This is a genomic window from Lysobacter oculi, assembly GCF_003293695.1.
GTDB lineage: Bacteria > Pseudomonadota > Gammaproteobacteria > Xanthomonadales > Xanthomonadaceae > Solilutibacter > Solilutibacter oculi.
Window position 1 is genome coordinate 1,589,359 of sequence record NZ_CP029556.1, and the last position, 12,846, is coordinate 1,602,204.

Below are 12,846 nucleotides of genomic sequence, written 5' to 3' on the forward strand. Positions count from 1 at the left end.
GCAGGCGCGTGTGCCTTCAGCGGCGCGGCGCGGCGGCGGGAGCGGCCGGCTTCGCGCGTGCCGGCTGCATGGCCTTGCCGTTGCCGATGGTGAGGCGGTCACGGTTGCGCTCGATGGTGCGCAGGCCGATGCCCTTGACCAGCGCCAGTTCCTCGACGCTCTTGAAGGCGCCGTTCTCGCGGCGGTATTCGACGATGGCCTGCGCCTTGGCCGGGCCGACATTGACCATCGCCGCATCCAGCGCGGCGGCATCGGCGGTGTTGATGTTGACGACTTCGGCGGCCAGCGCGGAACCGCACAGCAGCAGGGACAGCAGCAGGCTGGAAATGAAGGCGAGCGATCGTTTCATGGCATGACTCCGGGTGATGGGGTGGCCGGCCTCGCCGCGACGCGCGGCCGGAGCCCCACTGTTTCCGCCCCCGCGGACCCCACCCATCGCTGCATCGCCCATCCCCGCGCCGGACCTCCGCCCGCTGCGTGATCAGACAAATCGGCGCATCACCCGCCTCCACATCCCCATCTCACGGGCACGCAACCAGGCGGCGGCTAAAATGAACCCCTGAATTCCCTCGGAGCACGTGATGTCCAGCAGCATCGACGCCGGCAAGCTCGGCCAATTCGTCGGCAACAAATGGGATGCGGAGATCGTCCCGCAGCTCACCGACTACATCGCCATCCCCAACAAGTCGCCGATGTTCGACCCCGACTGGGTCGCCCACGGCTACATGGACCAGGCGGTGGCGCTGATGGAAAACTGGGCGCGCGCGCAGGACATCCCCGGCATGACGCTGGAAGTGGTGAGGCTGGAAGGCCGCACGCCGCTGATCTTCATCGACGTGCCGGCCAGCGGCGAATCGGTCGGCGACGACTGCGTGCTGCTCTACGGCCATCTGGACAAGCAGCCGGAAATGACCGGCTGGGACGACGACCTGGGCCCATGGAAGCCGGTGCTGAAGGGCGACAAGCTCTATGGCCGCGGCGGTGCCGACGACGGCTACGCGATCTTCGGTTCGCTGACCAGCGTGATGGCGCTGCAGGCGCAGGGCGTGGCGCATGCGCGCTGCGTGATCCTGATCGAGGCCTGCGAGGAATCCGGCAGCTACGACCTGCCCGCCTACGTCGACCACCTAGCCGACCGCATCGGCAAGCCTTCGCTGGTGGTCTGCCTGGATTCGGGCTGCGGCAATTACGAGCAGCTCTGGTGCACCACATCGCTGCGCGGCCTGGCCGGCGGCAACCTGCGCGTGGATGTGCTGGAGGAAGGCGTGCATTCCGGCGATGCCAGCGGCATCGTGCCGTCCAGCTTCCGGCTGCTGCGCCAGCTGATCGACCGCGTGGAAGACGAGGCCACCGGCAAGATGAAGCTCGACGGCCTGTACGTCGACATCCCCGCCGAGCGCCTGGCGCAGGCGGAAAAGGTGGCGCAGGTCCTCGGCGACGAGGTCTTCGACAAGTTCCCGATGGTCGACGGCCTGGAACCGATGGGCGAGGACAACGTCCAGCGCGTGCTCAACCGCACCTGGCGCCCGGCGCTGTCCATCACCGGCATCGACGGCATGCCGCCGCTGTCGTCCGCCGGCAACGTGCTGCGCCCGCACACGGCGGTGAAGCTGTCGCTGCGCCTGCCACCCACGCTGGATGGCGATGTCGGCGGCAAACTGCTGCGCGACGCCCTGCTGGCCGACGCGCCGAACGGCGCCAAGGTGAGCTTCGAGCTGGAGAAGTCGTCGTCGGGCTGGAACGCGCCGGCGCTGTCGCCGTGGCTGGAACAGGCCATCGACGCCTCCAGCCGCGAAGTCTTCGGCCAGCCCGCGATGTACATGGGCGAAGGCGGCAGCATCCCGTTCATGGGCATGCTGGGCGAGAAGTTCCCGGGCGCGCAGTTCATGATCACCGGCGTGCTGGGCCCGCACAGCAACGCGCACGGCCCCAACGAGTTCCTGCACATCCCGATGGGCAAGAACGTCACCGCCTGCGTGGCGCATGTCATCGCCGCCCACCACGCCGCCAGCCTGCGCGGCGAGACCACCGGTTCGGCGGTCGCCCCCGACAGCGGCACGCGCCACGGCGACCACGGCTGCTGCTGAGGGGCCGGCTGCGGTGCCGCAGCGATGCGGCATCGCAACATGTCCGTGACGCGGCGCTTGCTAGCATCGGCCGGCACCACATCCTTCCATAGGGGAAACACATGTTCGAAGGCTTCTTCGGTTACCTCATCGGCGGTCTGGTCATCGGTGTCCTGGCGCGGCTCATCAAGCCGGGCGCGGATCCGATGGGCTGGATCATGACGATCCTCCTCGGCGTGATCGGCGCGGTGGTCGGCGGCTGGGCCGCGACGACGTTCGCGCTCGGCACCGTGCTGACTTGGGTGGTGGCGTTGGCGGCGGCGGTGATCCTGCTGTTCGTCTACGAAGCCATGCGCAAGAAGCGCCCGGTCGCGCGCTGAGTCTCCATCGCGCGTCGCGAACGCCCCGCCCCGTGCGGGGCGTTTTTGTTTCCGGGGCGCTGCTATGCTTGCCCGGTTCCACTTCGGGAATGACCATGCCCCTGTTCGGCAGCGAAAACTGGCTGTACATCGCGTTCATCGGCCTCGTCGTCGGCCTGTTGGCGCGCCTGCTCAAACCCGGCCGCGATCGCATGGGCATCATCCTCACCACCCTGCTCGGCATCGGCGGCGCCCTGCTCGCCGGCGCGGTCGGCCAGCATTTCGGCTGGTATGCGCCGGGGCAACCGGCGGGCTTCGTCGGCGCGCTGCTCGGCGCCATCGTCATCCTGGTCGTCGTCGCGCTGTTCCGCCGCCCGCGCGAACGCCGCATCTTCAAGAACCGCACCCGTCGCTGATCCATGACCCGCGAAACCGAACGCCTTGAATGGGCGCGCAGCGTGCTGGCCGCGCCCACGCTCGAACTTGAACGCGCCTCCACCGATGCCGGCTTCCGCAGCTACTGGCGCAGCGTCGGCCTCACGCCTTCGCGCATCGTCATGGATTCGCCACCCGACAAAGAGGACGTGCGCCCGTGGCTGGCGATGCGCGCGGTGCTGGAAGCCGGTGGCGTGCGCGTGCCCAGGGTGCTGGCGGAAGACGCATCGGCCGGTTTCCTGGTGCTGGAAGACCTGGGCATCAACACCTACCTGCACGACATCGACGCAGCCAACGCCGATGCCATGTTCGATGCGGCGCTCGACCAGCTGCTGAAACTGCAGGCGATCGCGCCGCCGGCCACGCTGCCGCGCTACGACGAGGCGATGCTGGCGCGCGAGCTGCGCCTGTTCGACGAATGGTTCTGCGGCACGCACCTGGGCCTGTCGCTCGAGTGCGGCGAGATGGACGCGCTCGATGGCGCCTACCGCCATCTCATCGATGCCGCGCTCGCGCAGCCGCAGGCGCTGGTGCATCGCGACTTCATGCCGCGCAACCTGATGCAGGCCGACAGCGGCCCCGCCGTGCTGGATTTCCAGGATGCCGTCGCCGGGCCGATCGCCTACGACGCGCTGTCGCTGTTCAAGGACGCCTTCCTGAGCTGGCCGCCGGAACGCGTCGATGGCTGGCTGCGGCGCTACCACGCGCGTGCGCTCGACGCCGGCCTGCCGGTGCCGCCGCTGGAGCGTTTCCTGCGCGATGCCGATCTGATCGGCGTGCAGCGCCACCTGAAAGTGATCGGCATCTTCGCGCGGCTGCATTACCGCGACCACAAGCCGAAATACCTGACCGACGTGCCGCGCTTCTTCGCCTATCTGGATGAAGCGCTGCCGCGCCACCCCGCGCTGGCCGGGTTGGCCGCCTTCATCGACACCCGCGTCAAGCCGGCGATGGCCGCGCGCGAGGCGCGCCAGAACGACGCCCCCGCATGAGTGGCGCGATGAAGGCGCTGGTGTTCGCCGCGGGCCTCGGCGAGCGCATGCGCCCGCTCACCGACCACACGCCGAAGCCTTTGCTGGAAATCACTGGCAAGCCGCTGATCGTCTGGCACCTGGAGAAGCTGGCGGCGATGGGCATCAAGGATGTCGTCATCAACACCTCGTGGCTGGCGGAGCAGTTCCCGGCCACGCTCGGCGACGGCGCGCGCTTCGGCCTGCGCCTGCACTACGCGTACGAAGGGGCGACGCCGCTGGAAACCGGCGGTGGCCTGTGGAACGCGCTGCCGCTGCTGGGCGATGCGCCCTTCATCGCGGTCAATGGCGATGTCTGGTGCGATGCGGACTTCGCCACCCTGCCGCGCGAGCCGGCCGGCATCGCCCACCTGCTGCTGGTCGACAACCCGGTGCACAACCCGGACGGCGACTTCGCCCTCGATGCGCAAGGCCGGCTGCACGACGAAGGCGACGGCAAGCTGACCTTCTCCGGCATCGGCGTGTACCGCCCGGCGCTGTTCGACGGCTGGCGCGATGTCATCGGCAACGCACCCGGCGCAAGTGAAACCCCGCCGCGCTTCAAGCTGGCCCCGCTGCTGCGGGCGGCGATGGCCCGCGGCGAAGTCACCGGCACGCATCATCACGGGCGCTGGACCGATGTCGGCACGCCGCAACGGCTGGCGGAACTGGATGCGGCGCTGGCGGGTGCGACATCGCGGGACTGAGCCGCCTGCGACGAACTGCCTGACTGGCGCGTACCGCTTTCAATGGATCAAGCGCGCCGACCCGATGACCGTGATGAAGCCACGCTGCTGCGCGCGGCGCGTGCCGGCGACGCTGACGCCTTCGCGCAGATCTATCGCCTGCACGCGCCCGCCATCCACTCGCTGCTGCTGCGGCTCTCGGGCAGCGTGGAGACCGCCGAGGACATCACCCAGGACACCTTCCTCAAGGCGATGCGCTTCCTGCCCGGCCTGCGCGCGGAACTGCCGCTGCGCCCGTGGTTGAAGCGCACCGCGAGCAACGCGCTGATCGACCAGCTGCGGCGGCAATGGCGTGGCGTATCGCTGCCCGACGACGATGTCTTCGCCGATGCCGGCCCGTTGCCTGAAGCGGGCGCGGAAATCACCGGCCTGCTGCGACGCCTGCCGCCCGTCGCCCGTACCTTGGTATGGCTGCAGGTGATGGAAGGCTGGTCGCACAGGGAACTGGCCGCCCGCTTCGGCCACAGCGAGAGCTGGTCGAAGTCGATCCTCTCCCGCGCACTGGCGCAACTGCGCGCCGAACTGCCCGATCACGAGTCATCCGATGAATGAGCCACTGACCCGACACCTGCAACACCTCCCGGACACCGCGCCTTCCGATGCCCTGTGGCAGCGCGTCGCCGAGGCACGCCGCAGGCAGCTGCGCCGGCAGCGGGCTGCCGTGGCCGGGGGCGCGGCGGCGTGCATGCTGCTCGCGGTCGCCACGCTGGTTCCGCGGATGACGGCTTCTCCGGCGCCTTCGCTGGCCGAAGCCGTGCCGTCACCCATTCCCGCCACCCAAGCCATCCAGCCCGATGCCCTCCAGCGCATCGACCGCGAACTGCAGCTGGCCTATGCCCGCAACGCCGACGACGCCGAACTCGCCGCGCTCTGGACGGTCCGCCGCGACCTGGCCCGCACCCATTCCGCCGCCACGCAACCGGTCGGCATCTGAGGACTCCCGCATGAACATCCGCCTCGCTTCCCCGCTCTCCTTCCTGATGCTGTCGATGCTGGCCGCGCCCGCGCCCGCGCAGGACGGCGCCACCCTCAGGCGCGAAATCGAAACCGCGCTGGCCCGCGCCGCCGAAACCGGCACGCTGCTCGATGACGGCCGCGGTACCACCCTGCGCAGCGAAGCGCGCGTGCGCTACGAACTCGGTGCCGTGGTCGATGTACGCGGCGCAGGCACGGGCGGCCTGCCGGTGTTGGCGGTGACGCCGGGCTCAGCAGCGTCGCGGCTGGACCTGCGCGCCGGCGACCGCCTGCTTGCGATCAATGGCCGCAACGTCAACGCGGGCGGCAGCGGTGCGCTGCAGCAGGCCATCGATGCCGGCAACGGCAAGCTCGCGGTGCAATGGCTGCGCGCGGGCAAGCGCCTCGCCGCGCAGGACCAGGCCGATGCGGTCGCCGTGCCGGCCTACCAGCTGACCGTCGGTGGCCGCAGCGCGGCCGGGTGTGGCTTCGTGTCCGACCAGCAGGGCGTGGTGCCGAAGAGCCAGCAGATATTCGCCGCCGGCATCACCCGCATCAATGGCCGCAGCACGCCGCTCGCCGGCAAGTACGAATACGAGTTGCCGGTGGGCAAGCACGTGCTGACCATCGCCGAAAACATCGACCGTAACCGGTTGAGCATCGGCCAGAAACAGATGGCGCTGTCGCATCGGCTCAAGACCGCCGCGCAGTCCTACAAGACGCTGGTGGTCGATGTGCAGCCCAACACCAGCTACCGCATCGGCGTGCGGCTGTTGCCTGACAAGCTGGACAACGACGCCATCCGTCGCAATGCGTATTGGGAACCGGTGGTCTGGGAAACCCGGCCGCAGACCTGTCGCTGAGGCCTAACCGCCCAGCACCTGCCGCAGGAACGGCACCGTCAGGCGGCGCTGTGCGGCCAGCGACTCGCGATCCAGCAGGTCGAGCAGGCTGGCGAGGCTGGCGAGGTCGCGGTCCACGCGTTTGAGCAGCCAGTCAATCGCCGCATCTTCGAAGGCCAAGCCACGGCGTTCCGCACGCAGCCGCAGGATCGCGGCGCGGGTGGCGTCATCGGCCGGCTGCAGGCTGATCCGCGCCAGCTGCGACAGGCGCGAACGCAGGTCGGGCAGGTCCAGGCCGAGCGCATCCGGCATCGCCGCCGCGGTGTAGAGCACGCCGGCGCCGGCGGCACGCGCGGCATTGTGGAAGTCGAACAAGGCGACCTCGTCATCCCGCTTGCCGGCGACGCGTTCCAGCCCGTCCAGCGCGAAGCACATGCCGGGCTGCGGCACCGGCAGGGCTTCGCGCAGGCGGCCGGCCAGCGGTGCCAGCGGCAGGTAGTGGGCGATGTGGCCTTGGGCCTCGGCCTGCGCGCAGAAGCCGAGCGCCAGATGGGTCTTGCCGACGCCGGCCGGCCCGGCGAGATACAGCCAGTCACCGCCGTCGATCAGCGCCTGCAGCTGCGCCATCGCGCCATCAGGCGGGGCGATGTAGGCGTCGAGTCGCTGGTCGGGCGGGTAGCGCAGCGTCAGCGGCAGTTGCCGGGAAGACGTGCTCACGCCTTGGGCGGATGCGGCGGCGTGGCGGTCTCGACCGCGATCACCGGGTGCACGGTATCCAGCAGGATGCCCGGCTGGTCGCCCGTGTAGGCCTTGCTGGCGCGGTAGCGTTCCACCGAGAAGCGCAGCAGCACGTTGATCACCGCCGCCGCCGGCAGGGCCAGCAGCATGCCGAGGAAGCCGAACAGCACGCCGCCGGCCATCACCGCGAAGATCACCACCATCGGGTGCAGGCCGATGCGCTCGCCGACCAGCTTGGGCGTCAGCAGGTAGCTCTCGATCAGCTGGGCGACGGTGAACACCACGCCCACGCCCACCAGCCCCTGCCAGCCATTGCCCTGCACCAGCGTGGCGACGGCGCCCATCACCACCACCGAGGCCGGGCCGAGATACGGCACGAAGCTGAGCAGCCCGCCGATCACGCCGATCAGGATGCCCACCTTCACGCCCACCAGCCACAGGCCCAGGCCGTAGAGCACGCCGAGCGCCGCCATCACCATGAACTGCCCGCGCAAGAAGCCGCCGAGCACTTCGTCGGATTCCTTGGCCAGCCGGGTCACGGTCGGCAGGTAGTCGCGCGGGATCAGCGAAGCGACGCGCTCCACGAAGCGGTCCCAGTCGCGCAGGAAGAAGAACGCCAGCACCGGGATCAGCACCAGGTTGGTGACCCAGAGCAGCATCGCGATGCCGGAGCGCGACACGAAGCCGATCAGGTTGACCGCGATGCCACCGGCACGCTGCCAGTGCTCGCGCAGCATCGTCACGATGTTGTCGGTGTCCAGCCAGGCCAGCAGGTCGAAGCCGGTACGCGCGTGCAGCCACGGTGCCAGCCGGCCGGCGAACCAGCCGGTGAACCAGGCCTGGTATTCCGGCCAGGATTCCACCAGCACCACGATCTGCCGCGCGATCAGCGGCACCAGGATCAGCAGCACCAGCGACACCAGCAGGCTCATCGCCGTGAACACCGCGATCACCGCCGTGTTGCGGCCCACGCCGCGTGCCTCGATGCGGTCGACCAGCGGGTCGCCCAGCCAACCCAGCATCGCGGCCACCACGAACGGGGTCAGCACCGGCGACAGCTTCCACACCAGCCAGCCGAGGCCGAGCGCGATCGCCGTCCACTGCATGCGCGTGTAGAAGCGGGCGATCGCCGCCAGCGAGGTCCGGGTCTCTTCCATGTCCGTCATCGGGGCATCAGCGCACGTCGAAGACGGCGCCTTCCCCTGCGTCATCGCCGGCCGCGCCGACCACGCCTTCGCGGCCTGCCGCCGTAGTGAAGCCGGCTAGGCCTTCCTTCAGCTGCAGGATGAAGACCGCGCGGTCCGGCGCCGCCGAGACCGGGGTGATGGTGCCGACCTGCGGATGGTTCTCCAGATAGCCGATCAGGCGCAGGTATTCGCCGGCGTCGTCGATGCCGCTGAAGGTGACCCGGAAGCTGCCGGCCGGGCTCGGCTTCGGCGCGACCCGGCGCACGTATTTGCGGATCAGGGCGTCGCCGGCGACATCGGCACCGGAGGCGATGGCGCGGCGGGCATCAGCATCGGTATTCGAATTGCGGGCGGAGACGCGGCCGCCATCGAGGAAGGTCCAATCGGCCTTCCAGCCGCTGCCGGCGCGCTGCACCTTGCCGATCAATTGCATGGGCGATGCGTAGGCCTTGGACAGGCGCGCCACCGCGGCGGTGTCGCCGCGCCAGATCGCGCCGACGATGGCCTGCTCGGCGGCGCTGCCCTGCGGCAGGCCCAGGCCGAAGCCCAGCCCCTTGGCACGATCGAGCGCGCTGCGGGCGACGCTGGCCTGCGCCAGGCCGACCAGCCGCGGGCCGCTGCCGTCATCCAGCGCCAGCCACAGCACCGGCTTGGGACGCGGGTTGGGCCAGGCGACCGTGCCGATCTGCTTCGCCAGCTCGTCCACCTTGGCCGGCTTGAAGCGCACGATCAGCGTGGTGCCGTAGCTGGGCGCGCCGGTGACCGGCGAGATGCCCTCGTCCTGGCGGTAGTCGTAGCTGGCGACGTAATCCTTGGCGTTGCGGATTTCCTCGCCCACGCCGGGGCGCTGCTGCGGGGCGCGCTCGCCGGTGAGCTTGCCGAGGACCTGGATCAGGCCGCGCGAGAAACCGTTGTTGCGCTCGGCGGCGGACTGCGAGCGCACGGACACTTCCGCGTCGTACGCGCCCTGGGCACCGGCGCGGCTGCCTTCGACGCGTTGCGCGTGGGCCGTGCCCATCGCCAGCACCAGCATCGCCGCCCATGTCCATCGAATCGTTGCGCGCATCGCCATGAATTCCGGGATTCCAGACGGGAATGGTGCCGCAGCGGGGCCAAGGCGTCCATAACGGGCCCGATGCGACCGTCAAACCGTGCCCGGCTGTTAAAATCGCCCGTCCCCATGCCGTGAAGCCGCCCGTGACCACACCTGCCCCCCTGACCTACCGCGACGCCGGCGTGGACATCGATGCAGGCAACGAACTGGTCGAGCGGATCAAGCCGCTGGTCAAGCGCAGCTTCCGCCCCGAGGTGATGGGCGGCCTCGGCGGCTTCGGCGCCATGTTCGACCTCTCCGCCAAGTACCGCGAGCCGGTGCTGGTCTCCGGCACCGACGGCGTCGGCACCAAGCTCAAGCTGGCGCAGCAGCTCGGCCGCCACGACACCATCGGCATCGACCTCGTCGCCATGTGCGTGAACGACGTGCTGGTGCAGGGCGCGGAGCCGCTGTTCTTCCTCGACTATTTCGCCACCGGCAAGCTCGACATCGACACCGCCGCGGCGGTCGTCGGCGGCATCGCCAATGGCTGCACCGAGGCCGGCTGCGCACTGATCGGCGGCGAAACCGCCGAGATGCCCGACATGTACCCGCCGGGCGAATACGACCTGGCCGGCTTCTGCGTGGCCGGCGTGGAAAAGAGCGAGATACGCGACGGCGCGCGCGTGCAGGAGGGCGATGTGCTGCTCGGCATCGCGTCGAGCGGCCCGCATTCCAACGGCTATTCGCTGATCCGCAAGATCCTCGAGCGCAGCGACACGCCGATGGGCTACGACCTCGGCGAAGCCGCGCTGGAAGACGCGCTGATGGCGCCGACGCGCCTCTACGTCAAGCCGGTGCTGCAACTGCTGCGCGGTGCGAACGGCGGCGACATCCACGCCATGGCGCATATCACCGGCGGCGGGCTGACCGAGAACATCATCCGCGTGATTCCGGACGGGCTGGGCATCGACATCGATGCCGCCGCGCTGGTGCTGCCGCCGGTGTTCCAGTGGCTGCAGCGCGAGGGCGGCGTGGCCGATGCCGAAATGTGGCGCACCTTCAACTGCGGCGTGGGCTTCGTGTTCGTGGTGCCGGCCGCGGCGGTGGAGGCCGTCTCCGCCGAACTGGATGCGATGGCGCTGGCGCCGCGCGTCATCGGCCGCGTGGTCGCGCATGCCGACGGCGAGCGGGTGCGGATTGGCTGAGCACGCGATGGGGGATGCGGCTTCGCCGCGCCGCCTCGCCGTGCTGGTCTCCGGGCGCGGCAGCAACCTGCAGGCGATCCTCGATGCCATCGCCGATGGCCGCCTCGATGCCGAAATCGTCGGCGTGTTCTCCGACAAACCGGCCTGCACCGCGCTGACCCGCGTGCCCGCGTCGCTGCGCTGGAGCCGGGACACCAAATCCTTTCCCGACCGTGCCGCCTTCGATGCCGAGCTGGCCGATGCGGTGGCCGCCGTGCAACCGGACTGGGTGGTCTGCGCGGGCTATATGCGGATTCTGGGCGATGGCTTCGTGCGGCGCTTCGCGGACCGGCTGGTCAACATCCACCCTTCCCTGCTGCCGAAATACCGGGGCCTGCACACGCACCGCCGCGCGCTGGAAGCCGGCGACGCCGAACACGGCGCCAGCGTGCACTGGGTGACCCCGGAGCTCGATGCCGGCGATGTCATCGCCCAGACCCGCATCGCCATCCGGCCCGGCGACACCCCGGAAACGCTGGCCACCCGCCTGCTCCCGGCCGAACACGTGCTGCTGGTGCAGACACTGGCCGGGCTGGTCGAAGGCCGCATCCCGCCTCCGCGCGCCTGAACGCCGGATCCGCATCGCACCCACGGTCATCACCCGTTTACGCGGGCATGGCCAGAATGCGCCACCTGAATACTTGACCTGCCCGGAACCCTTCCCGATGCGTCATCCCCTTTCCATCGCCCTGCTCGCCGCGCTGATGCCCGCAACGGCCGCCCTCGCGGCGCCGCAGGCCGCCACGCCGCCGGCCACCGCGCCGTCCGTGGTCGAATCGACCGGCGCGACGGACGTGCCCTTCGTGCTGCGGCCGTTCACCGGCACCTACCAGGTGTTCCGCGGTGAGAGCCCGCTGGGCCAGGCGACCATGCGGCTGGTCAACACCGGCGGCGCGCGCTGGCGCATCGACCTCAACATCCTTGGCACGCAGGGTTTGGCCGGTGCGGCGGGCGTCAACATCCAGCAGAGCACGGTGTTCGATGCGACGGGCAGCCAGTTCCGCCCGGTATCCCAGAGCACGGTGCGGCACGCGCTGTTCTCGACCAAGAAGACCGTCGGCATCTACGACTGGGGCAAGAGCGCCGCCAGCTGGACCGGCGACGTCAAGAAGTCGCGTCGTGGCCGCGTCATTGCGCTGCAGCCGGGCGACATGAGCGGTCTGCTGATCAACCTGGCCTTGATGCGCGATGCCAAGCTGGGCGCGGCGCTGCAGTACCGCTTCGTCGATGATTCGCGGATGCGCGTGCAGCAGTACGCCGTGGCGCCCGCCACCGAACTCGTCAACGTGGGCGAGATGAGCTACGACACGTTCCGCATCGACCGGGTCAATTCGGGCGCCGACCGCACCACCATGTGGTTCACGCCGGAAGTGCCGCTGCCGGTGCGCATCCATATCAAGGACGGCGACGACGCCGCGCTCGACCTGATGCTGACGCAGTACAAGGGAGTCTGACCATGAAACTTCGCCACGCCCCGATCCTCGCGACCGGCCTGCTGCTTTCGTTCGCGGCGATGTCCGCACACGCCGGCGAGCTCAAGCCGTTCAAGGCCAGTTACCGCGCCAACTACAACAACATGGCGGCCAACGCGACGATGTCGCTGGCCCCGGCTGGCGCCAACCGCTGGACCTACACCATGAGCGTGCAGAACGCGCTGATGCAGTTGAACCGCTCATCCACGGTCGATGCCTCCGGCGCGCAGCTGCGCCCGCTGGCGAACCGCGAAACCATCAACATGCTCATCAAGAAGAAGGCCAAGCAGGCCAGCTTCGACTGGGCCGGCGGCCAGGCCAGCTGGAGTGGTGACGTGAAGCCCGACCGCAAGGGGCCGATCAAGCTGCAGGCCGGCGACGTGGACGGCATGACGCTCAACCTGGCAATCGTGCGCGATGCGCTGGCCGGCAAGCCGATGCGCTACCGCCTGATCGAGAACGGCAAGGCCAAGCCGCTCGCCTTCACCAGCGCCGGCAAGGAAAGCGTGACGGTCGATGGCAAGGCGATGCAGGCGATCAAGGTCAGCGGCAGCGACGGCGGCGACCACATGACGCTGTGGGTGGTGGATGGCATCCCGGTGCCGGTGCGCATCCAGCAGCGAGAGGACGATGGCGACACCATCGACCTGCGCCTGCAGTCGGTGAACTGAAGAAGCCGCCCGGCCACATCGACCGGCGACACTTGAGAAGCCCCGCATCGCGGGGCTTTTCTGTTGCACGGTTGCAACCGGTTGCG

15 protein-coding genes and 1 pseudogene are annotated in these 12,846 nt (G+C 69.4%); 12 read left to right on the forward strand and 4 right to left on the reverse strand.

Features of this window, described 5'->3' with window-relative positions; all coding sequences use genetic code 11:
• Window positions 1-16 precede the first annotated feature (16 nt).
• On the reverse strand, window positions 17-349 hold the full coding sequence (locus tag DCD74_RS07635; protein ID WP_112926784.1) for a ComEA family DNA-binding protein: 333 nt from the start codon (window positions 347-349) through the stop codon (window positions 17-19).
• Between the two features lie 232 nt (window positions 350-581).
• On the opposite strand from DCD74_RS07635, the gene DCD74_RS07640 reads away from it, so the two are divergent.
• The 8 genes from DCD74_RS07640 to DCD74_RS07675 all read left to right on the forward strand — a co-directional run bounded on the left by DCD74_RS07640 (window position 582) and on the right by DCD74_RS07675 (window position 6,433).
• The gene (locus tag DCD74_RS07640; protein ID WP_407072193.1) at window positions 582-2,087 is read left to right on the forward strand and encodes a M20 family metallopeptidase; all 1,506 of its coding nucleotides are present in this window, start codon (window positions 582-584) and stop codon (window positions 2,085-2,087) included.
• Between the two features lie 101 nt (window positions 2,088-2,188).
• Entirely contained in the window at window positions 2,189-2,446 is a 258-nt protein-coding gene (locus DCD74_RS07645; RefSeq protein WP_112926785.1) for a GlsB/YeaQ/YmgE family stress response membrane protein, read from the forward strand.
• A gap of 95 nt (window positions 2,447-2,541) precedes the next feature.
• Complete coding sequence (locus DCD74_RS07650; RefSeq protein WP_407072231.1) at window positions 2,542-2,841, forward strand: GlsB/YeaQ/YmgE family stress response membrane protein; 300 nt, start codon at window positions 2,542-2,544, stop codon at window positions 2,839-2,841.
• Between the two features lie 3 nt (window positions 2,842-2,844).
• On the forward strand, window positions 2,845-3,852 hold the full coding sequence (locus DCD74_RS07655) for an aminoglycoside phosphotransferase family protein (protein WP_112926787.1): 1,008 nt from the start codon (window positions 2,845-2,847) through the stop codon (window positions 3,850-3,852).
• Window positions 3,853-3,860: 8 nt separating this feature from the next.
• The gene (murU, locus tag DCD74_RS07660) at window positions 3,861-4,577 is read left to right on the forward strand and encodes an N-acetylmuramate alpha-1-phosphate uridylyltransferase MurU (RefSeq protein ID WP_112927738.1); all 717 of its coding nucleotides are present in this window, start codon (window positions 3,861-3,863) and stop codon (window positions 4,575-4,577) included.
• Between the two features lie 42 nt (window positions 4,578-4,619).
• The gene (locus tag DCD74_RS07665; protein ID WP_112926788.1) at window positions 4,620-5,168 is read left to right on the forward strand and encodes an RNA polymerase sigma factor; all 549 of its coding nucleotides are present in this window, start codon (window positions 4,620-4,622) and stop codon (window positions 5,166-5,168) included.
• Window positions 5,161-5,550, forward strand: coding sequence for a hypothetical protein (locus tag DCD74_RS07670; RefSeq protein WP_112926789.1), 390 nt, complete (start codon window positions 5,161-5,163; stop codon window positions 5,548-5,550). Before DCD74_RS07665 ends, DCD74_RS07670 begins: the two co-directional genes overlap by 8 nt.
• 10 nt (window positions 5,551-5,560) lie before the next feature.
• Entirely contained in the window at window positions 5,561-6,433 is an 873-nt protein-coding gene (locus DCD74_RS07675) for a PDZ domain-containing protein (protein ID WP_112926790.1), read from the forward strand.
• 3 nt (window positions 6,434-6,436) lie between these two features.
• Here DCD74_RS07675 and hda read toward each other — a convergent pair whose 3' ends face one another.
• Genes hda through DCD74_RS07690 form a run of 3 tightly spaced genes read right to left on the reverse strand, consistent with a single transcriptional unit; the run spans window position 6,437 to window position 9,403 of the window.
• Window positions 6,437-7,129, reverse strand: coding sequence for a DnaA regulatory inactivator Hda (gene hda / locus DCD74_RS07680; protein ID WP_237049563.1), 693 nt, complete (start codon window positions 7,127-7,129; stop codon window positions 6,437-6,439).
• Window positions 7,126-8,307, reverse strand: a complete 1,182-nt coding sequence (locus DCD74_RS07685; RefSeq protein WP_112927740.1) for an AI-2E family transporter — start codon at window positions 8,305-8,307, stop codon at window positions 7,126-7,128. Before DCD74_RS07685 ends, hda begins: the two co-directional genes overlap by 4 nt.
• Before the next feature lie 16 nt (window positions 8,308-8,323).
• The gene (locus tag DCD74_RS07690; protein WP_217424243.1) at window positions 8,324-9,403 is read right to left on the reverse strand and encodes a DUF2066 domain-containing protein; all 1,080 of its coding nucleotides are present in this window, start codon (window positions 9,401-9,403) and stop codon (window positions 8,324-8,326) included.
• Between the two features lie 119 nt (window positions 9,404-9,522).
• Here DCD74_RS07690 and purM point away from each other — a divergent pair, with 119 nt between their 5' ends.
• The 4 genes and pseudogenes from purM (at window position 9,523) to DCD74_RS07710 (ending at window position 12,760) form a co-directional block, all read left to right on the forward strand.
• Window positions 9,523-10,578, forward strand: a complete 1,056-nt coding sequence (gene purM, locus DCD74_RS07695; protein ID WP_407072195.1) for a phosphoribosylformylglycinamidine cyclo-ligase — start codon at window positions 9,523-9,525, stop codon at window positions 10,576-10,578.
• 7 nt (window positions 10,579-10,585) lie between these two features.
• Window positions 10,586-11,167: pseudogene (gene purN, locus DCD74_RS07700) on the forward strand (phosphoribosylglycinamide formyltransferase); the annotation flags it as partial.
• A 115-nt stretch (window positions 11,168-11,282) separates the two neighbouring features.
• Window positions 11,283-12,071 carry a DUF3108 domain-containing protein gene (locus tag DCD74_RS07705; RefSeq protein WP_112926794.1) on the forward strand — a complete coding sequence of 263 codons (789 nt, stop codon included), beginning with the start codon at window positions 11,283-11,285 and terminating at the stop codon, window positions 12,069-12,071.
• A gap of 2 nt (window positions 12,072-12,073) precedes the next feature.
• The gene (locus DCD74_RS07710) at window positions 12,074-12,760 is read left to right on the forward strand and encodes a DUF3108 domain-containing protein (protein ID WP_112926795.1); all 687 of its coding nucleotides are present in this window, start codon (window positions 12,074-12,076) and stop codon (window positions 12,758-12,760) included.
• Window positions 12,761-12,846 lie beyond the last annotated feature (86 nt).